This is a genomic window from Ruegeria sp. HKCCA5426, from assembly GCF_013034585.1.
Taxonomy (GTDB): Bacteria; Pseudomonadota; Alphaproteobacteria; order Rhodobacterales; family Rhodobacteraceae; genus Ruegeria.
This window is the reverse complement of the sequence record NZ_WQGH01000005.1, coordinates 165,392-190,358: the sequence shown is the minus strand read 5'-3', so window position 1 is coordinate 190,358 and position 24,967 is coordinate 165,392. Positions and strand designations below refer to the sequence as shown.

The window sequence follows — 24,967 nt, the reverse complement described above, 5'->3', positions numbered from 1 at the left end:
ACATTTCCTCTTCCCGAGTCGCTTTTCTGCTCGACAGGCTAATTCCACATTTGTACCATCGTCAATCATGAATGACACAAATGTATCATCCACCGTATTGGATCGTCTCAGTGAAGAATGGGACGCCCTGACGCCCGAGGCACAGAAGGCCGCGCGCTATGTGCTGGAAAACCCCACGGATGTCGGGGTTTCGACGGTGCGCGAGATCGCCGAAGCCGCCAAGGTCAAGCCCAACACCTTTGTCCGCATGGCGCGGCAAGTGGGCTTCGAAGGTTATGAGGATTTCCGCGCGCCCTTCCGCGATGCGATTCGGCGCGGTGGTATATCCTTTCCCGATCGCGCCCGCTGGTTGCAGGATATCGGCAAATCGGGTGAACTGGGCGGGCTTTATGCCGATATGGTCGGTGCTGCGATCCGCAATATCGAGGACACCTTTGCCGGGATCGACGCCGCCTGCCTGAAGGCGGCCGCCGAGGATATCTGGAACTGTCGCCAGATCTTCACCCTGGGCGTCGGCGTCAACAACTCGAACGCGCGCAACTTCACCTATCTGGCTTCGACGGGGATGAAGCAGTTCCATGCCATACCGCGCCCCGGATCGACCCCCGTGGACGATCTGGCCTGGGCGGATGAGCAGGACGTGCTGATCGCTATCACCTGCCACCCCTACCGGACCGAGGTGATCGACGCGATCAAACTGGCCCGGCAACAGGGGCTGACCGTCATCGGCATCTCGGACAGCCCCGCCAGCCCAGTGATCCTGAACGCGCAGCACGGCTTTGTCGTGGCGGCTGACACGCCGCAATTCTTCCCTTCTTCCGTCTCGACCATCGCTTTGCTGGAAACGCTGCTGTCCTTTGTGGTGGCTGTGTCCAGCGATGAAATCGTCGACAGGGTCGAGAAGTTTCACCAACGCAGGCACCACCTTGGTCTTTACGCAGAGGAGCCCGAATGAACGCCCCCCTGACCCATTCACTGGACGCGCGATACTATACCGACCCTGCGATCTTCGTGCAGGAAATGCAGGGGCTTTTGGCGCGAACCTGGCAATTCGCGGGCCACGTGGCGCAGGTGCGCGAACCCGGCGATTACTTCGCCTTCGAGATTGCGGGCCAGAACCTGTTCTGCATTCGCGGTCGTGACGGTGAAATCCGCACGTTTTTCAACGTCTGCCAGCACCGGGCGCATGAGATGGTCAGCGGCGCGGGCAATACCCGCGTTGTCGTCTGCCCCTATCATTCCTGGACCTATGAGCTGTCAGGCCAGTTGCGCGCCGGACCAAACATCAAATCAGTTCCCGGTTTCGACCGCAGCGCCATTTGCCTGACTTCGGTGCGGACCGAGGTGTTCAACGGTTTCATCTTCGTCAACCTCGACGATGACGCCGCGCCCATGGACGACTGGTACCCCGGCGTGCGCGAGGAAATCCGTGCCTTTGTTCCACAGATCGACGATCTGGAACCGCTGGAATGGGTGGAAATCCAAGAAAACTGCAACTGGAAAGTCAGCATCGAGAACTATTCGGAATGCTACCACTGCCCGACCAACCACCCAACCTTTGCCGAAGGCGTCGTCAAGCCCGAGACATATGACATCCAGCCCGATGCGGGCGGCGGCTATGTCCTGCGTCATACGACCGAGTGTCAGAGCCTCGACAAGATGACCTACCCGATCGACATGTCTGTACCGCACGCGGGCGATTATCAATCGTGGTTTCTTTGGCCGATGTTCTCGTTCCAATGCTATCCGGGCAACGTGCTTAACACCTATCATTGGCGCGCACATGACGCCGATCACTGCACCGTCTGGCGCGGCTGGTACACCGAGGGCGGGTCCGAAAGCGCGGTGATCCGGCAACTTGCCGTCCAAGACCGCGAAACCACTGTCGAAGAGGATATCCGTCTGGTCGAATCCGTTCATCGCGGCCTGAAGTCCCGCGGCTATCGCCCCGGACCATTGGTCTTGGACCCCGGTTGTGGTGTGATGTCAGAACACTCAATTGCCCGGTTGCAGCAATGGATGCGCGAAGCCGTGGACTGAAGACCTGCACAACAGATCGAGACCCGATAAAACAGAGGATAATATGGCAGATATTTTCGACGAAGACCTGTTCCTGAAAGGGTTGGAACAACGCAAAAGCACTCTGGGCGCGGAATATGTCGAGAAGAACCTAGCCGCAGCCGATGACTTCACCCGCCCGTTTCAAGAGGCCATGACCGCATGGTGCTGGGGCTTTGGCTGGGGCGATGACGTGATCGACGCCAAGACGCGCTCGATGATGAACCTGTCGATGATCGGTGCGTTAGGCAAGATGCACGAATGGGAGATCCACTGCAAAGGCGCGATCAACAACGGTGTAACCCCCGAAGAAATTCGCGCCATTATTCACGTGATCGGCATATACTGCGGCGTCCCACAGGCGTTGGAGTGCTTCCGCGTCGCGCGTAAGGTTCTGGGATACGCATAACCGACGTGATGCGTGGCAGGTCCGAGGCCATTCGCGGGATCAGGCGGTCTCGGCGCTTAAACTGCCAGTAATGCCTGCCTCGCAAAAACTCAGCAGATTCTCGATCATATCCTGAGCCTTGGGCCCACCCTTGGAACCGGACAGGGCCGAAATACGCCAGTCGGACGTACACAGGGCCAGCATCGCAGACACCGCATAGACCAGTGACGCGGACACGCGGTTTGGATCGGCATTGGGGAACCGTGCACACAAGGCTTGAACCGCGAATGACGCGGCGGGGTCGAAATGCACCTTTGCCAGCGCCCGCCAGCGCGTATCTGCGGACACCATCGCCACGATACGCGCATAAGCCAGCCATTGCGGATCACCACCGAACGCGCGCGTGATCAGCGGTTGCATATAGGCCGCGACAAAGTCCCTGACCTGCCAATCCTGGCCCTCTAGCGCCTTGATCGCGGTCAGGCGTTCTTCGGAAAGAACAGAGGCACGGCGCGCGACGATCCGTTCAAACAGTTCTTCTTTCGGGCCACCGTGAAAATTCACGTTCGCCTTCTGAACCTGTGCCCGCTCTGCGATGTCCCGAATCGATGCGCCTTCGAATCCCCGTTCGGAAAAAACCTGCTCGGCAGCGTCCAAGATTCGCTCTCGCGCAGCTACAGATCGCTGCGACGGCGCCCTTTTTCTTTCTTTTACAGCGTGTTGCGACATCTCAAAAATCAGTTTGCCTTATTTAGAACGATCGTTCAAGGTAAATGACGTCGCAGGAGGAGAGACGCATGGAGCAGGTGCAGTTTGGAGCGGGCCAGCCGGTAAAGGTGAAGGCCCGCCCGGAAGATAGTTTTGCGCTTATCGGGGCCGGGCCCATGGGTCTTGCGATGGCAAAAACGCTCATCGAGCAGGGCGTGCCGTTTCAAGGATTTGAACTGGCAGATGATGTGGGTGGTCTGTGGAACATTGATGCACCTCGGTCCACGATGTACGAGACCGCCCACCTCATTTCTTCGAAACGCATGACTGAATTCGCAGATTTCCCGATGCTTGAGGAAACGGCCGAATATCCGTCGCACCGCGAGTTGAAGACCTATTTTCAGGACTTCGCCACCGCGTTCGATTTGTATCATCACTTCCACTTCGGTGCCGAGGTTCTAAGCACCAAGCCGCTGGACAAAGGTGGATGGGAGGTCCGCTGGCGCGACAAATCCGGCACCGAGCAAACACAGAAGTTCGCGGGCGTTCTGATCGCCAACGGAACCCTGTCAGAACCCAACCTGCCTGAGTTTGAAGGCACGTTCACCGGTGAATTCATCCATGCGTCGCAGTACCGCTATCCAACGCAGTTTGCGGGCAAAAGGGTTCTTGTCATCGGCGCGGGAAACTCGGGCTGCGATATTGCCGTTGATGCGATCCATCACGGCGTTTCGTGCGACATTTCCATGCGTCGCGGGTACTACTTCGTTCCGAAATACGTCTTCGGCAAACCGGCTGACACGATGGGCGGGAAAATTCGCCTTCCGATGTGGCTGAAGCGCAAGGTGGATAGTGCAATTCTAAAATGGTTTGTGGGGAACCCTCAGAAATACGGGTTTCCAAAACCGGATTACGAACTGTACGAGTCCCACCCCATCGTGAATTCGCTTATCCTGTTTCACGCCGGGCATGGCGACCTGAAAGTCCGCCCTGACATTGCACGGTTTGACGGCAAGACCGTCCACTTCCGGGATGGCAGTTCGGCCGAGTACGACATGATTCTTGCGGCGACCGGGTACAAGTTGCATTACCCGTTCATCGACAATTCGCTTCTGAACTGGACAGGCGACGCACCGCATCTTTACCTGAACTGTATGCATCCTGAACGGGATGACGTGTTTGTTCTGGGCATGGTCGAAGCATCCGGGCTGGGCTGGCAGGGCCGGCATGAGCAGGCCGAAATGATCGCTCGGTATATTTCCGGGTTGCGGTCCGGAAACACGGCAGCAGAAGCGATCCGCGCAACCAAGGCCGAAGGGTTCGAGCGGGCAACGGGCGGCATGAACTATATCGACCTGCCCCGCATGGCCTATTACGTCGACAAGGCAACCTATCGGCGCGAGGTGACGGGCCAGATCGCGGCTCTTAGGGCGGCAGATAAATGAACGGGATCGACCAGGTCACACTGAACTTCGACGCGGGCAACCTGAAGCTGTTGAACGCCATCCTTGCCGTCGTCATGTTTTCAATCGCGCTGGACCTAAGGTTTGATGATTTTCGGCGGGTGGCTCGGGGGCCCAAGCCCCTGATCGTCGGACTGACTTCGCAGTTCGTCGTTTTACCCGCCCTGACTTTCCTGATGATTGTCGCGTTAAAGCCCATGCCCTCTGTCGCGATGGGGCTTATTCTTGTTGCGGCATGTCCTGGTGGGAACATCTCGAATTTCATGACCCATCGTGCAAAGGGCAATGTCGCGCTGTCCGTGTCGATGACAGCTTTCGCAACCGTCGCAGCGATCATCATCACGCCCGCAAATATCGCGTTCTGGGGCAATCTCTATGGCCCGACCCGTGAAATCCTGCAGCGCACTGAAATCGACCCGGTCGCGGTGGCAATCACCGTAGGGTTCATGCTGATCCTGCCGCTGATCCTGGGAATGTTTGTGAACGCGCGCTTTACACGGTTCGCCGATCGCATTCGCCGACCGATGCAGTGGCTGTCGATGGCCATCTTCGTTGCGTTCATTGTCGTCGCATTGGCGGCGAACTGGGACAACTTCCTTCAGGTTGCCGGGGCCATCATCGGGCTGGTCATCCTGCACAACGCCCTGGCCTTTCTGGGCGGCTACTTCACCGCCACCGCGGGCGGCCTGTCCGAGCGCGATCGTCGCTCGGTCACGATCGAAACTGGAATCCAGAACTCGGGGCTAGGGCTGATCCTGATCTTCGCCTTCTTCGGTGGCTTGGGCGGCATGGCCGTTGCCGCAGCCCTATGGGGTATCTGGCACGCAATATCGGGCATCGCCCTTGCCGCGTTCTTCGCAAGACGAGAGATTCCGCAATGACCCGGATTCTGATCACAGGTGCAGCCGGAGCCGTTGGCACGGCGCTGCTGCACCGACTTGGCCCCCGATCTGATCTTGAGATCATCGCGACCGACATTCGGGAACCTTCGAACCTGCCCGCAAATGCGCGGTTCAGAAAAATGAACGTGACCGGAAATGACCCTCAATTCGTTATCCTCGAAGAGCGTCCTCATACGATTGTACATCTTGCCTCTATCGTAACACCCGGTCCGAATTCGACCCGCGAACTGGAATACAGGGTTGATGTCAAAGGCACGCGCAATGTTCTGGACGCAGCAATCGGTGCTGGCACCCGGCGACTGGTGGTAACATCGTCTGGGGCGGCCTATGGATATTACGAAGACAACCCCGTTCCGCTAAAGGAAACGGACGCGATCCGAGGCAACGAAGAGTTTGCCTATTCCTGGCACAAACGTCTGGTCGAACAGATGCTGGCCGAGGCCAGATACTCTGCGCCGGATCTGCAACAGGTCATCCTGCGCGTTGGCACGGTACTTGGTGCAAATATCGAAAACCAAATCACCGCCCTGTTCCGCAAGCCCCGCCTTTTGGGCCTGAAAGGATCGGACAGCCCATTTGTCTTTATCTGGGACAAGGATCTGGCGGAAATCCTGGTGCGGGCCGCGACTGACAGTCCCGCCGGTATCTTCAACGTATCCGGCAACGGATCGCTGACCATTTCACAGATCGCGTCGGCGATGGGAAAGTCGGTACGATGGTTACGGCCTGGGCTGCTCAAAGCTGCGCTAACATTTGCGCGCCCTCTGGGTCTGTCACGCTATGGCCCTGAACAGGTGCGTTTTCTGCTGTACCGCCCTGTGCTGGACAATTCCGCGCTTAGGACAAGTTTCGGATATGAGCCCGAGCTTTCCAGCGCAGAGGCATTTCAACGCTGGTGGGAGGCCGCACAATGACACAAACCGCAGTGATAACCGGCGGCGCGGGTGGACTAGGCCGAGCCCTGTCTGCGGCGCTGCGTGCCCAAGGGTGGCACACCGTACTGATCGACCTTCCGGGCCCCGAGCTAGACTCTTATGCCCGCTTGGACGGCGTGACCACATTCGCCTGCGACCTGACCCAACCAGACCAGATCAAAGAGACCTGCACCCAGGTCATTGAATCCTGCGCGTCGATTGATCTGGTGATTTACAACGCGGGAGTTTCGCAGATCTCTGCCTTCGCCGAATGCGATATGGCCTCACACCGAAATCTCTTCGAGATCAATTATTTCGCGGCAGTCGACTGTGCCAGGCAGTTTCTGCACCCTTTGCGACAATCCAAGGGAACCCACTTGGCCATATCCTCGGTTGCCGGGTTTGCGCCGCTTTTTCATCGTACTGCCTATGCCGCCAGCAAACACGCGCTTGAAGGGTTCTTCAAATCGCTTGGCGCAGAAGAAATCAAGCATGGTGTAAGTGTCAGCATCGCCGCACCTTCGTTTGTAGCCACCAACATCGGACGCCCCGATGCGGCACAAAGCGGGTTTGTCAGGCCGGGTTCAGCCTCGGACGGCGTTGACTATATGGAGCCTGAGGACGCAGCCCGCGTCATCCTTCGCGGCTATGCCCGAGGCAAGCGGTTTATCCCCGTGGGCCGCGTGGCGCGGCTGGCCAATATCGTGAACCGCATTGCGCCGGGTTTTTACTTTTCACAAATGTTGCGCACGATCGCCAAGGACCATCCGACCTGATCCGGTGCGCCGCGGGTCAGGTATCTATTTTTCCATCACCGGACATCAATATCGCGATAGGTTTTGTGGCGGGGATGTTGGACATCACGATCATAATGCAGACGGTTATCGGGACGCTCATCAAAGCCCCTGCGACACCCCAGATTGCCGTCCAAAACGTAAGCGCAAGAATAACCATGAAGGGTGACAAATTCAGGCTTCGCCCCAAAAGCATGGGCTCCAGGATATTGCCAACAGAAAACTGGACCGCGCCGCACCCGCCCAACACGATCAAAAGCGGGATGACTTCTTCAAATTGAACCAGCGCCACCACTGTCGGCAACGCCACGCCAATAATCGAACCCACTGTTGGAATGAAGTTCAGTATGAAGGCAAGAACGGCCCATGTTTCCGCGAAATCCAACCCCACCGAAGCCATCACCAGATAGCTCCCAAAACCTGTAAGAGCGCTGGCGAAGGTCTTGATGCCGACATACCGCTGAATACTGTCGGATGTTCGATCCAGAATACGCCTTACCTTCTCGGCGGTTTCTTCATCTTTGACCGCCAGCTTGATCTTTGCACGCATCGGGGTGCGCTCGATCAGCATGAAGGGGACATAGAGTAAAACCAGAAAGAACGCGCTGAGGAAGGCACCGGCTGACCCGATCACACCCTGCGCGAACCCCGACAGGTTGATCTGCTTCAACGCCTTGAGCGCGGCCGCATAGTTGTCTTGCCCCACCAACGAAACCACGCGCGCCAGAATACCTGTCAGCTTTTCTTCATATCGCGGAAAAGCTTGCGAGACTTCGCCCGCCTGACTGGACAGGATCGACAGCACAACGCCAACCCCCATTATCACGAGCGCAATGGCCGCAAGTTGCGCAATCCATTTGGGAATTGCCCGCCCTCCAAGCCTGACCCTGCCGATTTGATCCGACGTGGCCGTCAGCAGAACGAACAAAAGAACTGCAAAAGACAGCGGCACCAGAACCGAGGACGCAAGCACCAGCGACGCAACGAAGAAAAACAAAAACGCGACCAGATGATACCAGAAAGCCAGTCCCCGAAAGTATGACGAGGGCGTGCCGGGTTGCTTGGTCTTATTCATACACAGGCTCCGTCCACAGGTTGCCAGAACTTTAAGACATTACTTTCGGACGTATTTGGCCTTTTCACGAGACATCTGACAAGGGCCACTCAGCAGCCGGTAAGTTCGGCTGTTTGGCCCGTGCGGTGAACTGCACTCCGAAAAGTGCCCGGGCGACCGCGACTGCCCGTTATTGAAATTCAGACTTTCGCTGATCAAAACTCGCAATCAGTCGCCATGCGACGTCACCCTCTCTTTACGGCAGAGGCTGAAAAGAAGGGGCGAAGGCGCGGGAACACGCGTTGCGTCAGGCGCATCAGGCGTTTTCCGCGCATACCGCGATAGATGATTTCCCGTGTCTTAAGATCAAAATGCTCAAGAAATTCTATGACATCGCGTGTCGTGTATTCGCGAACATGACCCATATGGCCCAATGTGCGCAGCTTGCTGAATTCCTCATAGGGATCGGGGCAAACAAACGCGCTTCGGTTTGACAGAACCAGATTTCGAATACCCGCCAAACTTTGCAGGTTTGGGGTCGAAAGAAATAATTGCCCGCCGGGTTTCAGCACGCGGGCCACTTCACTGATTGTGAATATCGGATCAATACGCAGATGTTCAAAAACCTCGTTGAAAATCACAACATCCGCGACGCCATCGTCAAGCGGCACGGGATCCCTCTCAATATCGCATTTCAAAATCTCAAGCGATCCGGTTGCTTCCGTGATCCGGTCAGGTTCAAGATCAAGCCCGATGACCTTAAATCCCGCCGACTGCGCTGCATGAGTCAATAGACAAGGCGCCGACCCGAATTCGACAACCGTGGCACCGTCAGCCGCATTTTCCCGAAGCATCCTCAGGTCGATCGCCAGCCGCTTTCTGTGATTGAGAGTATATTGCGTGAACCAATCGCTGATCGCCTCTGACGGGCGCAATTTCTCATAGGCCGCATCTATCAGTGCAATATCTGCCTCGGTGAAATCTGGCTCAATTGATCGCTTCATGCGCTGGTAACCCTTCCGTTGGGGCAATGACCGGCTTTCTCAACTCGACCAGCCCGCGCATCTCCCCAATTCCAGAAATCTGATATTCCAACAGCGAGTTGATGGCCACCTGCATTATGACGCGCATATCAAGTATTAGCCGCCGCCGTCCTTTATTGCAGATCGAAACTCTGTCAGCGCTTTATGAGCTGGGCACTTCTACTCATGAAAAAAAAGCGACGATCCAGCTTCTATCTCGTCTTCTTTTTTTTGATTTTCGCGCCGGTTGATGGCGGAGACGAAGGGATTCGAACCCTCGAGACGGTTTCCCGCCTACTCCCTTAGCAGGGGAGCGCCTTCGACCACTCGGCCACGTCTCCGCTGGCGGGTATATCCTTGCCTGCGCACTAGATACAAGGCGATTTTCCTGCGCTTCGCCAATTTTCTAAAAACCGACACTCATTTGATATTCCAAGCTGGGTCACATGCGAATGCATGGCAGAGCAGCCCCCGCTCGATATGCGCCCAAGCCAATGAAAAACATGCAGAAAGTCAGGATACTTGCCAAAAGCACGATGTTTAAGGCATATTTGGTCAGACATATTTTAAGCCATATCAATAAAAAGACTGATTTTTCAGAGGTTCAAACCGGGCAGTGAGCACATCGCTCACGACATATTCTATTTGGGGGAATAGACGCTTGGCCTGGTTCAGAGTTATTTTTGTTATTCTTTGTGTGTCTCTTATGCCTGTTCAGGCGATTGCCAACATCGGGACGGTTATCGGAGTTAAACAAGGCGCCAAGATCACACGCGCCGGAAATTCGCAGCCATTGGAATCGGGAATGGAAGTCGTCTCGGGCGACGCGATATCCACTGATGGCAATGGACTGGTCCAGTTGGTTTTTGTCGATGAGACAAAGATCGCGATTGGCCCGAATGCCAGTATGGTTCTGGACGTGACGATGTTGCGCGGCAACCGCAAAGCCAAGTCATTTGCGGTACAGGCACTCGGCGGCAGCTTTCGGTTTATCTCGGGCAAAAGCAAGAAACGAGCCTATTCGATCCGAACGCCGACCGCGACGATGGCAGTTCGCGGCACTACGTTTGACATGTGGGTTGTCCCCGGCAGCCAAAGCGCCATGCTGGTGCTGGAAGGAAATGTTCAAATGTGCAGCCTCAGCGGAAGCTGTCGCGCAACCGGACGGCAGTGCAGCCTGTTCGCCACGAGCGAAAGCGGAAGTGTCGGTCGCCCTGTGGATCAAGCGCAGTATGAGTTGGCTTTGAGCAATGGATTTCCCTTCATTCAGTCTCAGGAAAACTTGCTCAGCCCGTTGCAGATCGACATTGGTGGTTGCGCGGGAGAGCTTGCGCCGGTCCCGGTCCTGAAGTCTGATGCTCAGTTTCAAACGCCTGGAAGACCGCGCAGGGCAGCATTCCGCGAAACGCCTCGCAATGCCCCCCCTGCCCCAGAGCCCCGGTCGCCAGAGCCACCTGCATCAGAACCACCAGCACCAGAGCCACCCACGCCGGAACCGCCTGCGCCAGAACCACCTGCACCGGAACCTCCGGCACCTGAGCCAGAAACCAAGACAAACCGGTCCGGCCATGGGGATGGCAGCAATCCCGGAGGGCAAACCAGAAATTCACGCGGCTTTGGCAATCCCGGAAAGGGCAAAGGTCCGGGGCACGGAAAGGGCAAAGGTAAAGGCAATCAAGCAGCGCGTTAACAAGGGCATAGCCCGCTGACTTCGGAGGTTAACGTGACCGTGAAGCCCAAAGAAAGAACACCTCGCCGGCGTGGTTTTCGGCTGGTGGGTCTGGGTCTGATCCTGATCGGATGTTTCATCCGGGTCATGGATCCTTATCCCGTGCGGATGACGCGGCTGATTTACTTTGACATTCTACAACGCGCCATTCCCAGAGAGTACAACCCTGATCTGCCTGTTCGGGTTCTGGACATTGACGAAAAGTCTCTGGCGAATTGGGGCCAGTGGCCTTGGCCCAGAACCTTATTGGCCCAGATGGTAGAAAACCTGGGCGAATATGGTGCCGCAGCCATTGCGTTCGATATGCTCTTTGCCGAACCAGACAGGTATTCTCCGGTTCGGTTGTTGAATGATCCAGCGCTCGCAGGTGTGGTGACGGTCGAAGATCACGCGCAAAAGATGGACTATGACGTGCTATTCGGAATGGAGGTCGCCAATTGGCCCGTGGTCATGGGAACGGCTGCTCGATTGTCTGACGAAGGCAATCAGGTCAGCCCGACGGCAGGGATTATTGAAATTGGGGAAAATCCGACCGCTGGCTTGATCTCGGTTCCTTATTGGACCCCGATCGCCGCCCCTCTTGATCGCAGCACCGCCGGGATCGGCGGCGTCAACGTCTCACCTCTGGGGGGAACTGGAATTGTACGACGGGTTCCAGTTCTGTGGGGCGGCCCGAGCGGCCCCATGCCCGGCCTGGGGATCGAAGCACTAAGGGTTGCCATCGGCGCGCCTTTTATCCTTGCCGAAGGTGCATCCGACGAAGAAGGCATCATGCTTGCTGTCGAACTGGGGGATTTTCGCCTGCCAACAACCGAAAACGGCGAGGTTTGGATCAGGTACAGACATGACCAGCCAGAGCTGTACCTCTCTGCCGACGATGTGATGCAGACCCCGGATGACCCGGATCTGAGGGCTGAAATCGAGGGCCGGATTATTCTGATCGGGACATCTGCAGCTGGCTTGTTCGACATGCACCTCACGTCATTGGGGGAATCCGTCCCCGGCGTGTCGATCCATGCCCAGATGCTGGAACAGATCATTACGGGCGAGATGCTCAGCCGGTCTGACGTGACCGCCGCGCTCGAGCTTTTGTCCTTTGTCCTGCTTGGCCTGATTGTGATCGCGGTCATGTCCAGCTTTGGCGCGGTCGCCTCATTCGTCGCCGGCGGTGCGGCGGCGGGTGTTGTTCTGGGCACCAGTTGGCTGGCCTTTCAGAACCAGCTTGTCCTGTTCGATGTGACATTTCCCTTGATGGGCGGAATGGCGAATTTTGGGATGCTTGCCGGCTATTTGTTCGTTTCAACCGAGCGGGAGAAAAGGGAAATCCGGCAGGTCTTTTCCCACTACGTCGCCCCCGAGATTCTGGACGAGATGGAAGTATCCGGTCACAGTCTGCAACTGGGCGGTGAAACGCAGGAAATTACCGTCATGTTTTCGGACATCCGGGGATTCACGCCTTTGTCGGAATCCGTGTCAGCCACCGATCTTGTCGCGTTGTTGAACGAGCTGTTCTCGCAAGTGGGCGATCAGATTCTGAAGGAACGAGGGACAATCGACAAATTCATCGGTGACGCGGTGATGGCGTTCTGGAATGCGCCCCTGCCCGTTGAAGATCATCCTTGCAGGGCAGCGTATGCCGCCTTGTTGATGCGCAAAGCACTGACAGAATTCAATGCATCGGACGTTATGCGAGGCAGACCTCCGATTGCCTTGGCAACGGGCTGCGCCACGGGGCAGGCCTGTGTGGGTAATATCGGGTCGCGCAGCCGGTTCAACTACACCGTCATTGGGGATGTTGTTAACGTCGCGGCGCGGATCGAACAAAGTTGTCGCCATGTCGAATACGATATCTTGGTCTCAAGCTCGGTGCACCGCCTTGCCCGGCAGGATCTGGCGATGCTTGAGGCCGGGTTTGTCGATCTCAAGGGTAAATCCGATCTCGAAGCCGTGTACGCATTGGTTGGCGACAAAACAGTGCTCGACAGTCCGAAATTTAGAAAACTGTCAACGGCACACGGTGATCTGGTGGCTGCCATGCGGGACCGCCAATCCCACGTGCAGATCGAAAAGATGTGCCAGCGTTGTGCCATGATGGCTAAGGAAATCGAACCCGGCCTTCAACGCTTTTATCTCTCACTGCCCGGGCGGGCTGCGGATTTTCGGTCGGACGTCCAATCAAGCCAAGTGGTGTTCAGCCATCATGGTCGGGAAAGGCAGCCATCCGCATAGCGTTCATTCGGTCGCCCGTTCGGTACACTTGCATGTTCCCAGAATTAGTTCTGCTCAACCTGAACCAAGGTGTTTTCAATAAGAAACTGCGCTGCGGGCTCCAGTTGTTCTGTCGACAAGATCGAACGAAGCTCCGGGTTCAATATGTCCGTTTCCCAAGACTTCGCTGCAAGGGCAATCCACACGGCAAGCGATGAATTCTGCTGCAACTCGCGTTTGAAAATGTCCAACATCTGCGTCTGAAACTCTGACCGGGCTGAACCGGCATCGGTCAATGTTCGGACCAAATCGCGTTTCATGTCCTGGGGCAGGCTCTGCTGTTTCAGGGATGCCTCAATCGCCGTAATCGCGGCAGCACCATCAACCTCAATTCCTGCAAGCGCCCAGTCATAAAGGTTCGTGTCGCCAGAGGCCAACGCCTGCTGATAGCGTGTTCTGACGGCGGCTTTGGCCGCCGGGTCTGACTGAAGGCCCAATAGCCGGATCACAGCAGGCGCGTAGGCCAGCCGGTTCACGGACCGCAATTCCTGCAGCAACGCGGCGGAAGATCCCTGATCGCGCAATTGCCGGACCATTGCATAGGGCGCACGGTGAAACTCGATCAAAGCCGCGTTTCGCAGCAACGCATCCTCATGCCCAAGATACGAGCCAAAAAAGGCGACGCGCGATGGGTCGTCGGTTTTTCCAAAAGCCCAGGACGCGCCTTGATGGCGTATCGCCTCCACGAAATTCGCACGCTCTGGCGTCATCAAGAAGCCTTTGCTCCATCCCATAGACAGGCTACGTCCAGCCTTGTCCGGATATCCTGCACCGTAAATCATCAACACGCGTCTGCCGGGATCGGTGCGAAACGCGGATCGGGTCACGCTGTCGACCAGAAAGGGAATTTCCGGCAATGCGGAAAGCTGTTCTGCCGTGCCCTTCAGAATTGACACGGGTGAATAACTGAACGGGTTGTCCAAAGCCGGTACAGCCAGAACGATAACGCGGGCGGACAATATACGATCTGCCAACGAGTATTCCGGCAGCGTTATGCAAACCGGGCATGCGGCCGACGGGCGCGGCCCGGCCAGGCTGCCTGCCAGAAATACCAAAGCCACCACTGTGACCAGCACTGAGCGCACCAAAAACCCTTTCGTTCTAAAGGCATCTGGGGGCAAGCGTACCTGAACGCCGCAAATATTGCGAATGAACTCAGGTCATCAGAGGGTATTTCCCGACCCTAGACCGTCACATCAGGTCATTTTCAACATCTTCAGCCGAGATACCCAACGAATCCAAACCATTCTCAAGATGGTCTGACAGGTGCGGCGTTCCGATCAGGTAATCCGCGCAGGGTGTTGATGCCTCGGCCTTGGCGGTTGCGATGGCCTCGGCCAGATCTTCGGCGAAAAAGCTTTCGCGCCCGATCCACATGACGGCGACCAGTTCGGCCTGTTCATCCTCGCTCATCCGGTCGATGAAAGCGCGCAATTCGCCCTCGGCCCGGTCCAGTTCGCGCCCCATCATGGCGACCTGAGCGACTTTTCTTGCCGAGATTTCCAACATGGCCCAACTCCTTCGTGTTCGCGGTTTCCAACCTACCACAAACACGCTGCCGGGGCCTGAGTCTTTGATCTTACGCAAACAACCCGGGCTTATGGCTCGCGGACCCGCGAGACTGCATGATCCGGGACAGGGGCAGAGCGAAACGGACGAAACCTGGCCTTTTTCAACTTCAGTTTCAGCGCCTGCCACAGGATCAGGGCAAAAGCGCGCCGCGCGCCGAACGGTCTACGTATCAACGACCAAAGGATCGTCCGGTCCGTCAGCGCAGAACGCGGGCCGGTAAGCGTTGCAATCAACCCACCATTCTTTCGCCCGTAATCTATCCACACGCCGACCCTGTCCGCGCGGTAGTCAAATCGGAAGGTATAAGCACCTTCGATCTTCTGGAACGGTGACACATGCATCAGCTTGTCTGCCACGATCCGGTCCGAAGGCTGAATTGGCGCAAAATTTGGGTTGTGGCACAGATAGCTGTGGCGCGTGCCATAAGTATTGGTCACTTCGGCCACAACAGCATAAAGCACGTCTTCCGCGTCGAAACAGAACCAGAAACTAACGGGGTTGAACACGTGACCGAAAACGCGCGGCTGGGTCAATAACATGATCCTGTTCGGCTGCGTGACACCGAGGTCATGGAATTGCTCACGCAACCACGCGGCGCCGCGCCCTTTGCCGGGTTCTCCGCCGTGATCGCGATCCCGCCAGTTCGTCACATTTACCCCGTTGACGGTGAACAACGCGGGTGTGGGCCCGGTGTTTTCCGGGTCCAGCAGGATGTAGTCGACAGAATAGCGAAAAGCGTTTTCAATCGACCCTTTGCGGCCGTGAAACGTATGCCCTGCAATGTGATCGACCCGGTTCATGCGGCCTTTTCCATTCTGACTGTAAACCGTTCAAACGGCGGTCTTTTCCTCAAACCTTATACAGATATTCTACGAAACGAACGCCCATATGGATTATTATTTGCCGCAGAAACTGATCCATCTTGGGCAGGCCCGCGTAATGTGGTTATGTTTACCGAGATCGATACCGCGAGCTTGGATGAACCGGTGGCCGACGGGCCCCTAGCAAAAACCTGGCACGCGAAAGAACGTGTCAGGGGCAGGCCGGTGAACGAAGCAAACGGCAGTTGCAATACCAAGACCGAGTGGGTTGAACACGTCACCCGCATTCGGGATGCGCAGGATCAGGCGGCATTTGCCGAGCTGTTCCAATATTTTGCGCCACGTATCAAGGCGTTCCTGATTAAATCGGGGTCTGATGCGGCGATGGCCGAGGAATGCGCGCAAGAGGTGATGGCGACCTTGTGGCACAAGGCGCATCTGTTCGACCCCTCGCGCGCGACATTGGCCACTTGGGTCTTCACGATCGCACGGAACAAACGCATTGACGTCCTGCGCAAGCAGCGGCGACCGGAACCCGAAGATCTGGGTTGGGGTCCCGAGGCTGAACCGGAACAACATGACGTCATTGCGTTGCAACAGGAAACCGCGCAATTGCGCGACGCATTGTCAGCGTTGCCACAGGCGCAGAGAGAACTGATCGAAAAGGCGTATTTCGGTGACCTGAGTCACCGCGAGATTGCGTCTCAGACCGGGTTGCCCCTGGGAACGATCAAATCACGTATACGGCTGGCGCTGGACCGCTTGCGCCACGCGATGAACTGAGATGATGACGATGAGCAACAAGATCAAACATCACCTGACAGATGACCTGCTGATGGCGTATGCTGCGGGCGGTTTGCCAGAAGCATTCGACCTGATGGTCGCAACGCACCTGTCCCTGTGTGACCATTGCCGCGCGCGCGCCGAGAGCTTTGAGGCCGTTGGCGGGTGCGTCCTGCAAGATCAGGACGATAGCGTTGCGCTGAGCGACGGTTCACTTGCCGCAACCATGGCGCTGATCGCCAATGGCGCGCCGATTGCCAAGCCTGCTCGACCCGGCTGTTCCGTGCTTCCCGCGCCACTACAGGATTATGTGGGCGGTGACGTGAATGACATCCAGTGGCGCGCGATTGGGATGGGCGTCAAACAAGCGATCCTGCCCACAACGCGCGAAGCCACAGCCCGGTTGCTGTTTATTCCTGCAGGGGCTGCTGTACCCGACCACAGCCACAACGGCATGGAACTGACAATGGTCCTGCAAGGGGCATTCTCGGACGAAGTCGACCACTTTGCACGCGGCGATGTCGAGATCGCGGATGAAGACCTGCACCACACGCCAACGGCGGATATCTATGAGGATTGCATTTGCCTGGCGGTCACCGATGCACCGCTGAAATTCAACAAACTGATGCCGCGCCTGTTCCAGCCCTTTCTACGCATCTGATCTGCGTCGCCGTTTTGTGTTATTCTGAGACTTCGACCCTGCAATCGGAGGATGTATTCATGAAAGCACTTGCCCTGACACTTGCCTGTATCGGTTTCGCCACATCTGCCAGCGCTCAGAGCGTTGCCGACGTAAAGTTCGAGACAGGCAACTATGGCACGATGGTCAACGGAACCGTTACGGGTAACGAATATTTTGACTACCGACTGGGTGCGAAGGCCGGGCAGGAACTGTTCGCAGAGCTTCAGGTCAGCGACACCAACGGGTATGGCGTAATTTATTTTAACATCCTGACTCCGGGCAGTGACGGTGCCGCGATCTATAACGGGTCCATCAACGGAAATACCGCACGGGTTGAACTGCCTGAGGACGGAGATTACACGATCCGCGTCTACCTCATGGGCAATGACCGAGACTCCGATAAGACGGTTGGGTACAATCTGGACCTTTCGATCCAGTAGCGTTTAAGCCTCACTTTTACCAAGCGGCACCACGTTGGCGTGATCCTCCGGCGCGAGTTCCTCGAAATCAAAATTGTCCAGACGTTGTGCGCGACGCCCGGCTTTTTCGGCACTGATCTTGATGTCCGAGATATCCTTGGCCGCCTGTCCAAAGTGACGGTCCAGATTGGCCACGCGATCGCCCAGTCGTTCGACATCTTTGTGCAGCATTCCTAGTTCCTTGCGGATCGCACCAGCCTGTTCGCGCATTCGGGCGTCTTTCAGGATCGCGCGCATGGTGTTCAGCGTCGCCATGCAGGTGGTGGGGGACACGATCCAGACGCGCGCAGCAAACCCATCGCGAACCACATCGGGAAGACGTGCGTGCAACTCGGCATAGATCGCCTCGGACGGAACGAACATCAGCGCGCCATCGGCGGTTTCACCATCCAGAATGTACTTTTCTGAAATCGCCTTGATGTGGACCTTCACAGCGGCACCAAATGCCTTCAGGCACCTTTCGACGTCGGATTTGGTTTGAGCCGCCGCCAGTGCCTCGAAATCCTCCAACGGAAATTTTGCGTCAATGACAATGGGTCCGGGCGGGTTGGGCAGATGGATAAGGCAATCCGCCCGCTTGCCATTCGACAACGTGGCCTGCAACGAATAGCTGTCAGCAGGCAGCGCCTTCGAGACGATGTCGTTTAGCTGAATCTCACCGAACATCCCGCGTCGTTGTTTGTTCGACAGAATGTCCTGCAACGACAGCACATCGCCCGACAGCTTGGTGATATTGTCCTGCGCCTTATCGATCGCCGCCAACCGTTCCTGCAATTGCGTCAGAGAGGTCGCAGTCTGCTTTGATGACCCATGTAGCGATTCCTTCATCCGCTCCTGCATCTCGGCCAGCGCGCGGGCGGATTTCATCGCGTTATCCGCCAGCCGGTCATTCATCTGCTGCTGCACCGAAGAAAGCCGCGCCTCAACCGTCTGGATCACCTGCACCTGCGCATTGGCCTGCGTGTCCGAGACATGTTGGAGTCCACCGCGCAACTGCTCCTGCCCTTGACCCAACTGCTGCACATTCTGCCCCAGATGCGCCATCTGCCGCGCCAATGGCTCGGCCATCCGTGCCGAACGGTTGGCGGCACGCAGCGACAGGAACAGCAGGAGCAGGATCAGCGCGACAATGCCACCGCTGATCAGGATCACGGGGTCATTCAACGCAATTTGTGTGCCAGAAATCTCGATCATGTCGCCTCGAATGTTCTTGTTTTATTCTTCTTACCGCGCAGCTTGCGCTGGATCAACTGCGTCCGAACAGACGTTCGATATCAGCCAGTTTCAGCTCCACATAGGTTGGCCGCCCGTGGTTGCACTGTCCGGAATGGGGCGTCGCCTCCATCTCGCGCAGCAGGGCATTCATCTCTTCGGCCCGCATCCGGCGACCCGACCGGACCGAGCCATGGCAAGCGACGCGGCTGAGGATCGCCTCTATCCGCGCCTGTACGGTTTGGCTTTCGCCCTGATCGGCCAGTTCGTCAAGGATATCCAAAATCATCGCCCGGGCGTCGACCTCACCCAACATGGCCGGCGTTTCACGCACCGCGATGGCACCGCCGCCAAAGGGTTCCAGCGTCAGGCCAAGGCGTGACAGGTCATCGGCCACGGCCATTAGACGGGCGCAGTCGCCATCGGACAGTTCCACAATCTCAGGGATCAGCAGCGCCTGCGCAGCCACACCATTTTCCGCCATCTGATGTTTGAGCTTTTCATAAACCAACCGCTCGTGCGCTGCGTGCTGGTCGACGATCACCATGCCGTCTGCAGTCTGGGCGATGATATAGTTCTCATGCACCTGACCGCGCGCCGCACCCAAGGGCAAATCCTGCGCTGGGGGCTCTTCTGTGGCCACGGGCGCAGGTTCCACAATACTGCCGCTGTAGTCCTGTGACAGCTCCGCAAAACCCGGAGCTTGGGCCTGATACGCCACCTGTCGCGCGGCGGACGAGGGACGGTCCATCTGATACACCCGCGCCGGGGTGGGTTGCGGGGGCAGCGCGGGTTCCGGCCGCATCGCACCCAGAGTCGCATTCGCTACGGTCGAGGATGCGCGATGTCCCGCCTCGGCCAGCGCGTGCCGCAGGGCCGAAACGATCAGCCCGCGCGCCACGCCGGGATCGCGGAACCGGACCTCGGATTTCGCGGGATGCACGTTCACATCAACCAGCGCCGGGTCACAGTCGATGAACAAAGCCGCTGCCGGGTGGCGGTCGCGGCTAAGGAAATCGAAATACGCCGCCCGCAGCGCGCCGGTCAGCATCTTGTCGCGCACCGGGCGGCCATTGACGAACAGGTACTGCGCCACCGCCGCGCCCCGCGAATAGGTCGGCAGAGCGGCATACCCATAAAGGCGAATCCCTTCACGCGTGGCGTCGATCTGCAAGGCGTTCTCAGCAAATTCGCGCCCTATGACCCGGGCCAGACGAGCGTGCAGGGCATCAAACAGATCACCGTTCTCGCGGTCAGCGCGAAAGGTCACGCGCCCCTCTCCCCCGCCCGAGACATCGCGCAGGGTGAAAGTAATCGCCGGTTCGGCCATGGCCAGACGTTTGACGACGTCCGTGATGGCCTGCGCCTCGGCCCTATCGGTGCGCATGAATTTCAGACGTGCGGGCGTGGCAAAGAACAGGTCGCGCAGTTCAACCACCGTCCCCGCACGCAGAGCGGCGGGCTTCACGGCGTCTGTCTTGCCGCCCGCAACGTGGATAGAAGCGGCCTCGGCCCCCGAAACGCGGCTGGTGATTGTCAGCCGTCCTACCGCGCCCAGTGACGGCAGCGCCTCGCCCCGGAACCCGAAAGTATGAATGTTCAGCAGGTCCGATCCGTCGATTTTGGACGTCGCATGACGAGACAGAGCGAGCGGCAGATCCTTGCCGGAAATCCCACACCCGTCATCGGTGACTCGGATTAAAGTCTTTCCTCCATCAGCAATATCAATGGCGATGCGCGTCGATCCCGCGTCGATTGCATTTTCAGCTAGTTCTTTCACGGCAGAGGCTGGCCGCTCGACCACCTCACCCGCCGCGATGCGATTGATCGCAGCATCGTCGAGCTGTCGAATTACGGGTCGAGCTTCGCTGATATTGGGGTTTGCCTGCGCCATACCCCTAGACCTAGCACAGTCACAGACGATTCTGCTACAGGTTTGGGGACTGGATTTTAGGGGGGCGAGGGGGCGTTCGAACAATCGCGCCGTGTCACAGAGAGGCGGCGAACATCGCCGCGATTGTCCGAACGAACCATTGTGAGTGGTGGACGTCCTTTAGCAATGATTGGTTCGTAGCACGATGAAACGCATGTGACTCTTAAACTCTGGTCGGGGTCATTTGGTGGGCGGAGATCAGCCGAAAGACCGCATCCTCACATAGCAAGATCACGCCTAGTCAAGTCGTACCGGGCGCGCCGGTCCGCGTTCGACAAGGGCCCCAAATTGCGGCGCAAGCAAGGATCAAACCCGAAACCGTTGCGATCATTCCCGCCGCGCTGACAGCATCTACAGCGCCCAACCACAACGGCCCGTACCCCGCCAGCACATAACCCGCGACAGCCGAAACAATCGCGAAAACGATACTCCAAGCGATCTGAGTTTCCAATCGGTTGGTCATCATGCGCGCCGCCGCCGGCGGGCATATAAACATCGCGATCACGATGATCGAACCCACGGCATCAAACGCCGCAACGGCCGCAATCGCCGCAACGATCACCAGAGCCATGCCAAGCGCTCCGGTCCTGATTCCGATCGTTCGGGCAAACCCTTCGTCGAAGGTAGAGATCTTGAGCGGTCTCCAGAACAGCCAAGTGAACAAGCAAACACCGGCCAATGTCAGCGCAATACGGGGCAATTCAGGCGGCAGCCCCGCCAGCGCCTGAACATCCCACACAGACGCCCATCCCACCGCGTCCAACCAGATCAAACTTTCAAGGTTCCCGTACAATGCATGTTCGACATCCAGATGAACGGTCGACGTGTCAGTTTGCTCCAGCAACAGCACCCCGGCTGCGAACATTGTGGTAAAAACGACCCCCATTGCGGCACCGGATTCAATCTGACCCAGCCTGCGGATGGCCTCGATCATGATTACCGCCACCACCGCGGCACCTGCGGCACCCAGCATCATGGGCCAGGTCGAAATCGCTCCGGTCAGCAGAAAGGCCACAACGATACCGGGTAGAACAACGTGGCTGATTGCATCGCCGATCAGAGCCTGCTTACGCAGCACCAGAAAATTGCCTGGCAAAGCGCAGGCGATGGCCGCAAAAGTTCCGATCAGCAATGGCGTGAGGGACAGGGGGACGAATTCTTCTCCGCTCATGGGGTCACTCCCTGCGGGTCGCCGATCTTACGGTCAATTTCGGTGATCTGATCTGGGGTCAGGACAGTTTCAATGTCACGCAAACCGTCATACAGGGCAGCCGTGGCCTCGTGCGCCTGATCCGCCCGGACGATCTCCCACCGTTTTTCGTCGCGCAGCGCCTTTGCAGCGCGTGCCCTGCCCGCCTCGGTCGCAACCCCATCGGCCCGGACCAGCCCCGCGCTGCGTAACAGTCGGAGCGTTAACGGCTCGTAGATATTTTGCCCCTGCGCCAGCGCCAAAAGCCCTTGTCGAATATGGACCCTGCGTTGGAATCTGAGATGCCGCAAGACAGCCGCCAGTACCCCCCGCACCGGCGCAAGCAATAAGGACACTGCAAACAGGGCAAAGCTGACCAGAACAATGATCGGACCGGTTGGCAGATTGGGAGCCGAGGCCGACAGTGCCGCCCCCAGATATCCCGAAAGCCCTCCGGTCAGACCGGCCAGCAGCACTACACGTTCCGACCGCTCGGTCCAGAAACGCGCGGCAACAGGCGGAATGATCAGCAACGCAACGATCAGGATCAACCCGACGATTTTCAACCCCACAACCGTCACGGCCATGACCAACCCCATCATTGCCAGGTCAATGCGATGCACAACATGTCCGCGGGCCGCCGCATATTCGGCGTCAAACGCCACCAATGTCATGGGGCGGCGAATGATCATCACCAAAGCCAGTGTTGCCGCGCCGCCGATCGCGATAATAATGGCGTCAGCCCACAACATGCCCGCCGTAGAGCCCAGCAAGAACCCTTCCAGCCCGGCCTGGCGGCCCATACCCATCGTCTGAATCACCGTCAGCAGGACGATACCAAACCCAAAGAACACGGACAGAACTGCACCGATCGCGGCGTCCTCGGCCAGCCTTGTGTGCCGGGTCAACCAGTTCATGCACAGAAGGCCCACCCAAGCGGAAAGGGCTGACCCAACCAGCAGACCGATCAGATTGCGACCATCGCCCCCAAGCGCGACCAGAACCATGAACGCCAGACACACGCCCGGCAGAGTCGCATGGCTGATCGCGTCACTGACAAGCGCACGTTTTCTCAGGAATAGAAACGTTCCGGTGACCCCTGCCGAAATACCCAGCAAAGTCGCGCCGATGGCGACCAGCGTGGCGTTATAGCCAAGCTGCAGGGTCAGGGCATCCCAAAGCATGTCTACCCCAGCGCGCGCGAAATCTGGTCGATCTGAGCGGTAGCAAGGCGGCCTCCATACGCAGATTGGAGCGTTTCGGCGGTGAATGCCTCGGACACCGGTCCTTCGGCGACTTTGCGCGTGTTGATCAGGAAGACGTGGTCAAAATAATCCGTGATAGTCGCCAGATCATGATGCACGGCGACAACAGTCTTACCGGCTGTTTTCAGCTCCTTCAACACCGCTATGATCGCCTTTTCCGTGGCCGCATCAACGCCTGCGAACGGCTCGTCCAGCAGATAAAGCTCTGCGTCCTGAGCCAAGGCGCGTGCCAGAAAGACGCGCTGTTGCTGGCCGCCCGACAACTGACCGATCTGACGGTCGGCAAAGTCGCGCATTCCCACCCGGTGCAGACAGTCCATCGCCCGCGATATGTGACGAAACCGCACCCGACCAAGCAGCCCCAACTGACTGGACAGCCCCATCAGCACCACGTCGATCACACGGGCTGGAAAATCCCAATCGACACTCGCCCGCTGTGGGACATAGGCGATCCGTTCGCGCTGTTTGTCCAGCGGCTTGCCAAACACCGTCACCTGACCGGACAAGGGCGATACAATACCCAAAGCCGCCTTTAGCAGGGTGGACTTGCCCGCGCCGTTGGGCCCGATGATCGCAGTCATCGCGCCCGGCTGAACCGTCATATCCACAGAAAAAACCGCAGGTTTCTGGCCGTATGAGACTGTCAGACCCCGGATCGCCAACGGGCTGTCATCAAGACAGTCCTCCGGTATCGAAACACCCTGATCAGCGGCCAGTTCCAGCATCACTCAAAACCCCGCAGACAGCTTTCCGTTCATGCCACGGTCAGGCACATCCGCACCCAGCGCCCCGGCAATCACGGTGATATTGTGATCCAGCATCCCAACATAGGTGCCTTCATAAGTTCCCGGCTCGCCCATGGCATCCGAGTATAGTTCGCCGCCCACACCAACCTCATGACCCCGTGCAGCAGCACCTTCGATCAGGGCGCGCATCGACCGATCAGAGACCGAGCTTTCGACGAATACCGCCCCAAGCTGTTGACCCACCAGCGTATCGACCAGTTCACCAATCCGGTTCAGACCGGCCTCGGACTGGGTCGAGATCCCCTGAATGCCCATCACCTCGTAGCCATATTCAGCCCCGAAATAGCCAAACGCATCATGCGCTGTGACCAACACGCGGTTGTTTTCGGGGACAGAGGCAAGGGCCTCAGCAGCATATGCTTCCAACTGTTCAATCTCAGCCAGATGCACCTGTGCGTTACTTGCAAAGAGGTCAGCGGCCTCGGGGCGCGCCTCGGTCAAGGCTGCTTGCACCTCGACCACCACGTCGCGCCAAAGGGCCGGGCTCATCCAGACATGCGGGTCGAACTTGTCGGCGTAGTCGTCATGCGCCCGCAGTTTAGAGGTATCTACCCCTTCGGCCACCGCCACGACGGGGCGTTTGCGGCCCAGATCATGAAAAAAGTCCTGCATCTGCGCCTCAAGATACAGCCCGTGCCACAGAATGAGGTCAGCGCGGGTCATGGCAACGATATCGCTGCGGGTCTGACGATAGGCGTGCGGGTCCACGCCCGGACCCATCAGGCCTTTGACGTCGACCTCATCACCGCCAATCTGACGAACGGCGTCTGCAATCATACCCGTGGTTGCCACCACCTTCAGCGGTGCCTCGGCCCATGCCGTAACGGGCAGTGCAGCGGCAAATGCCAGCGCTGCAATAAAGGTACGACGAATCATAGTGTGACCCCGGCTTTCTATCCCCTTGAGTCTGAATATGCGAACCATT

At 57.7% G+C, this 24,967-nt stretch carries 25 protein-coding genes and 1 tRNA gene; 12 read left to right on the top strand and 14 right to left on the bottom strand.

What is annotated here, in order from left to right:
• Positions 1-67 precede the first annotated feature (67 nt).
• From GOV87_RS10360 to GOV87_RS10350, 3 genes are read left to right on the top strand one after another with little or no spacing between them, the layout of a single operon-like run.
• Positions 68-955, top strand: coding sequence for a MurR/RpiR family transcriptional regulator (locus GOV87_RS10360; RefSeq protein WP_171211702.1), 888 nt, complete (start codon positions 68-70; stop codon positions 953-955).
• On the top strand, positions 952-2,040 hold the full coding sequence (locus tag GOV87_RS10355) for an aromatic ring-hydroxylating dioxygenase subunit alpha (protein ID WP_171211701.1): 1,089 nt from the start codon (positions 952-954) through the stop codon (positions 2,038-2,040). The genes GOV87_RS10360 and GOV87_RS10355 overlap by 4 nt, the downstream gene beginning before the upstream one ends.
• Positions 2,041-2,083: 43 nt before the next feature.
• A complete protein-coding gene (locus tag GOV87_RS10350) occupies positions 2,084-2,467 on the top strand; it encodes a carboxymuconolactone decarboxylase family protein (protein ID WP_171122788.1) in 384 nt (127 codons plus the stop codon).
• Between the two features lie 39 nt (positions 2,468-2,506).
• On the opposite strand, the gene GOV87_RS10345 is transcribed toward GOV87_RS10350, so the two are convergent.
• Positions 2,507-3,103, bottom strand: a complete 597-nt coding sequence (locus tag GOV87_RS10345) for a TetR/AcrR family transcriptional regulator (RefSeq protein ID WP_254428728.1) — start codon at positions 3,101-3,103, stop codon at positions 2,507-2,509.
• A gap of 140 nt (positions 3,104-3,243) precedes the next feature.
• Between GOV87_RS10345 and GOV87_RS10340 the strand changes: the two genes are divergently transcribed.
• The 4 genes from GOV87_RS10340 to GOV87_RS10325 are packed head-to-tail and all read left to right on the top strand — an operon-like array spanning position 3,244 to position 7,209.
• Positions 3,244-4,599 (top strand): NAD(P)/FAD-dependent oxidoreductase, encoded by a 1,356-nt coding sequence (locus GOV87_RS10340; RefSeq protein WP_171211700.1) that lies wholly within the window; start codon positions 3,244-3,246, stop codon positions 4,597-4,599.
• Positions 4,596-5,498 (top strand): bile acid:sodium symporter family protein, encoded by a 903-nt coding sequence (locus GOV87_RS10335; protein WP_171211699.1) that lies wholly within the window; start codon positions 4,596-4,598, stop codon positions 5,496-5,498. Before GOV87_RS10340 ends, GOV87_RS10335 begins: the two co-directional genes overlap by 4 nt.
• Positions 5,495-6,433 carry an SDR family oxidoreductase gene (locus GOV87_RS10330; RefSeq protein WP_171211698.1) on the top strand — a complete coding sequence of 313 codons (939 nt, stop codon included), beginning with the start codon at positions 5,495-5,497 and terminating at the stop codon, positions 6,431-6,433. The genes GOV87_RS10335 and GOV87_RS10330 overlap by 4 nt, the downstream gene beginning before the upstream one ends.
• Positions 6,430-7,209: an SDR family oxidoreductase gene (locus tag GOV87_RS10325; RefSeq protein ID WP_171211697.1), complete on the top strand. Its 780-nt coding sequence runs from the start codon at positions 6,430-6,432 to the stop codon at positions 7,207-7,209. The genes GOV87_RS10330 and GOV87_RS10325 overlap by 4 nt, the downstream gene beginning before the upstream one ends.
• 16 nt (positions 7,210-7,225) lie before the next feature.
• On the opposite strand, the gene GOV87_RS10320 is transcribed toward GOV87_RS10325, so the two are convergent.
• From GOV87_RS10320 to GOV87_RS10310, 4 genes are all read right to left on the bottom strand, one after another.
• A complete protein-coding gene (locus GOV87_RS10320) occupies positions 7,226-8,302 on the bottom strand; it encodes an AI-2E family transporter (RefSeq protein WP_171211696.1) in 1,077 nt (358 codons plus the stop codon).
• Between the two features lie 224 nt (positions 8,303-8,526).
• Positions 8,527-9,285 carry a bifunctional 2-polyprenyl-6-hydroxyphenol methylase/3-demethylubiquinol 3-O-methyltransferase UbiG gene (locus tag GOV87_RS10315; RefSeq protein WP_171211695.1) on the bottom strand — a complete coding sequence of 253 codons (759 nt, stop codon included), beginning with the start codon at positions 9,283-9,285 and terminating at the stop codon, positions 8,527-8,529.
• Complete coding sequence (locus GOV87_RS20560; RefSeq protein ID WP_256369269.1) at positions 9,269-9,400, bottom strand: hypothetical protein; 132 nt, start codon at positions 9,398-9,400, stop codon at positions 9,269-9,271. Before GOV87_RS20560 ends, GOV87_RS10315 begins: the two co-directional genes overlap by 17 nt.
• Positions 9,401-9,554: 154 nt before the next feature.
• Positions 9,555-9,644, bottom strand: a tRNA-Ser gene (locus GOV87_RS10310).
• A gap of 320 nt (positions 9,645-9,964) precedes the next feature.
• On the opposite strand from GOV87_RS10310, the gene GOV87_RS10305 reads away from it, so the two are divergent.
• Both GOV87_RS10305 and GOV87_RS10300 read left to right on the top strand, forming a co-directional pair.
• Entirely contained in the window at positions 9,965-10,993 is a 1,029-nt protein-coding gene (locus GOV87_RS10305; protein WP_254447350.1) for a FecR domain-containing protein, read from the top strand.
• A 33-nt stretch (positions 10,994-11,026) separates the two neighbouring features.
• Entirely contained in the window at positions 11,027-13,261 is a 2,235-nt protein-coding gene (locus tag GOV87_RS10300) for a CHASE2 domain-containing protein (protein ID WP_371813488.1), read from the top strand.
• Between the two features lie 44 nt (positions 13,262-13,305).
• On the opposite strand, the gene GOV87_RS10295 is transcribed toward GOV87_RS10300, so the two are convergent.
• The 3 genes from GOV87_RS10295 to GOV87_RS10285 all read right to left on the bottom strand — a co-directional run bounded on the left by GOV87_RS10295 (position 13,306) and on the right by GOV87_RS10285 (position 15,672).
• A complete protein-coding gene (locus GOV87_RS10295) occupies positions 13,306-14,385 on the bottom strand; it encodes a hypothetical protein (protein WP_171211694.1) in 1,080 nt (359 codons plus the stop codon).
• A gap of 106 nt (positions 14,386-14,491) precedes the next feature.
• Positions 14,492-14,809 carry a DUF3775 domain-containing protein gene (locus tag GOV87_RS10290; protein WP_171122860.1) on the bottom strand — a complete coding sequence of 106 codons (318 nt, stop codon included), beginning with the start codon at positions 14,807-14,809 and terminating at the stop codon, positions 14,492-14,494.
• Between the two features lie 89 nt (positions 14,810-14,898).
• Positions 14,899-15,672, bottom strand: coding sequence for a DUF1365 domain-containing protein (locus GOV87_RS10285; RefSeq protein WP_171211693.1), 774 nt, complete (start codon positions 15,670-15,672; stop codon positions 14,899-14,901).
• 147 nt (positions 15,673-15,819) lie between these two features.
• Here GOV87_RS10285 and GOV87_RS10280 point away from each other — a divergent pair, with 147 nt between their 5' ends.
• Genes GOV87_RS10280 through GOV87_RS10270 form a run of 3 tightly spaced genes read left to right on the top strand, consistent with a single transcriptional unit; the run spans position 15,820 to position 17,598 of the window.
• A complete protein-coding gene (locus GOV87_RS10280) occupies positions 15,820-16,476 on the top strand; it encodes a sigma-70 family RNA polymerase sigma factor (protein WP_171211692.1) in 657 nt (218 codons plus the stop codon).
• Positions 16,477-16,486: 10 nt separating this feature from the next.
• Positions 16,487-17,137, top strand: a complete 651-nt coding sequence (locus GOV87_RS10275) for a ChrR family anti-sigma-E factor (protein ID WP_171211691.1) — start codon at positions 16,487-16,489, stop codon at positions 17,135-17,137.
• A gap of 59 nt (positions 17,138-17,196) precedes the next feature.
• Positions 17,197-17,598, top strand: coding sequence for a hypothetical protein (locus tag GOV87_RS10270; protein WP_171211690.1), 402 nt, complete (start codon positions 17,197-17,199; stop codon positions 17,596-17,598).
• A gap of 3 nt (positions 17,599-17,601) precedes the next feature.
• On the opposite strand, the gene GOV87_RS10265 is transcribed toward GOV87_RS10270, so the two are convergent.
• The 6 genes from GOV87_RS10265 to GOV87_RS10240 form a co-directional block, all read right to left on the bottom strand.
• Entirely contained in the window at positions 17,602-18,831 is a 1,230-nt protein-coding gene (locus GOV87_RS10265; protein ID WP_171124244.1) for a DNA recombination protein RmuC, read from the bottom strand.
• A gap of 52 nt (positions 18,832-18,883) precedes the next feature.
• Positions 18,884-20,743: a DNA mismatch repair endonuclease MutL gene (mutL, locus tag GOV87_RS10260; protein ID WP_171211689.1), complete on the bottom strand. Its 1,860-nt coding sequence runs from the start codon at positions 20,741-20,743 to the stop codon at positions 18,884-18,886.
• Positions 20,744-21,023: 280 nt separating this feature from the next.
• Positions 21,024-21,953, bottom strand: coding sequence for a metal ABC transporter permease (locus GOV87_RS10255; protein ID WP_171124240.1), 930 nt, complete (start codon positions 21,951-21,953; stop codon positions 21,024-21,026).
• Positions 21,950-23,155: a metal ABC transporter permease gene (locus GOV87_RS10250; RefSeq protein ID WP_171211688.1), complete on the bottom strand. Its 1,206-nt coding sequence runs from the start codon at positions 23,153-23,155 to the stop codon at positions 21,950-21,952. Before GOV87_RS10250 ends, GOV87_RS10255 begins: the two co-directional genes overlap by 4 nt.
• A gap of 2 nt (positions 23,156-23,157) precedes the next feature.
• Positions 23,158-23,961: a metal ABC transporter ATP-binding protein gene (locus tag GOV87_RS10245; protein WP_171211851.1), complete on the bottom strand. Its 804-nt coding sequence runs from the start codon at positions 23,959-23,961 to the stop codon at positions 23,158-23,160.
• Positions 23,962-23,964: 3 nt separating this feature from the next.
• Positions 23,965-24,918 (bottom strand): metal ABC transporter solute-binding protein, Zn/Mn family, encoded by a 954-nt coding sequence (locus tag GOV87_RS10240; RefSeq protein WP_171211687.1) that lies wholly within the window; start codon positions 24,916-24,918, stop codon positions 23,965-23,967.
• Between the last annotated feature and the right edge of the window lie 49 nt (positions 24,919-24,967).

Coding starts and splice junctions, on each gene's coding strand:
- GOV87_RS10360 (WP_171211702.1), top strand. CDS start 68: ATGAATGACACAAATGTATCATCCACCGTATTGGATCGTCTCAGTGAA.
- GOV87_RS10355 (WP_171211701.1), top strand. CDS start 952: ATGAACGCCCCCCTGACCCATTCACTGGACGCGCGATACTATACCGAC.
- GOV87_RS10350 (WP_171122788.1), top strand. CDS start 2,084: ATGGCAGATATTTTCGACGAAGACCTGTTCCTGAAAGGGTTGGAACAA.
- GOV87_RS10340 (WP_171211700.1), top strand. CDS start 3,244: ATGGAGCAGGTGCAGTTTGGAGCGGGCCAGCCGGTAAAGGTGAAGGCC.
- GOV87_RS10335 (WP_171211699.1), top strand. CDS start 4,596: ATGAACGGGATCGACCAGGTCACACTGAACTTCGACGCGGGCAACCTG.
- GOV87_RS10330 (WP_171211698.1), top strand. CDS start 5,495: ATGACCCGGATTCTGATCACAGGTGCAGCCGGAGCCGTTGGCACGGCG.
- GOV87_RS10325 (WP_171211697.1), top strand. CDS start 6,430: ATGACACAAACCGCAGTGATAACCGGCGGCGCGGGTGGACTAGGCCGA.
- GOV87_RS10320 (WP_171211696.1), bottom strand. CDS start 8,302: ATGAATAAGACCAAGCAACCCGGCACGCCCTCGTCATACTTTCGGGGA.
- GOV87_RS10315 (WP_171211695.1), bottom strand. CDS start 9,285: ATGAAGCGATCAATTGAGCCAGATTTCACCGAGGCAGATATTGCACTG.
- GOV87_RS20560 (WP_256369269.1), bottom strand. CDS start 9,400: ATGCAGGTGGCCATCAACTCGCTGTTGGAATATCAGATTTCTGGAATT.
- GOV87_RS10290 (WP_171122860.1), bottom strand. CDS start 14,809: ATGTTGGAAATCTCGGCAAGAAAAGTCGCTCAGGTCGCCATGATGGGG.
- GOV87_RS10285 (WP_171211693.1), bottom strand. CDS start 15,672: ATGAACCGGGTCGATCACATTGCAGGGCATACGTTTCACGGCCGCAAA.
- GOV87_RS10280 (WP_171211692.1), top strand. CDS start 15,820: ATGTTTACCGAGATCGATACCGCGAGCTTGGATGAACCGGTGGCCGAC.
- GOV87_RS10275 (WP_171211691.1), top strand. CDS start 16,487: ATGAGCAACAAGATCAAACATCACCTGACAGATGACCTGCTGATGGCG.
- GOV87_RS10270 (WP_171211690.1), top strand. CDS start 17,197: ATGAAAGCACTTGCCCTGACACTTGCCTGTATCGGTTTCGCCACATCT.
- GOV87_RS10265 (WP_171124244.1), bottom strand. CDS start 18,831: ATGATCGAGATTTCTGGCACACAAATTGCGTTGAATGACCCCGTGATC.
- mutL (WP_171211689.1), bottom strand. CDS start 20,743: ATGGCGCAGGCAAACCCCAATATCAGCGAAGCTCGACCCGTAATTCGA.
- GOV87_RS10255 (WP_171124240.1), bottom strand. CDS start 21,953: ATGAGCGGAGAAGAATTCGTCCCCCTGTCCCTCACGCCATTGCTGATC.
- GOV87_RS10250 (WP_171211688.1), bottom strand. CDS start 23,155: ATGCTTTGGGATGCCCTGACCCTGCAGCTTGGCTATAACGCCACGCTG.
- GOV87_RS10245 (WP_171211851.1), bottom strand. CDS start 23,961: ATGCTGGAACTGGCCGCTGATCAGGGTGTTTCGATACCGGAGGACTGT.
- GOV87_RS10240 (WP_171211687.1), bottom strand. CDS start 24,918: ATGATTCGTCGTACCTTTATTGCAGCGCTGGCATTTGCCGCTGCACTG.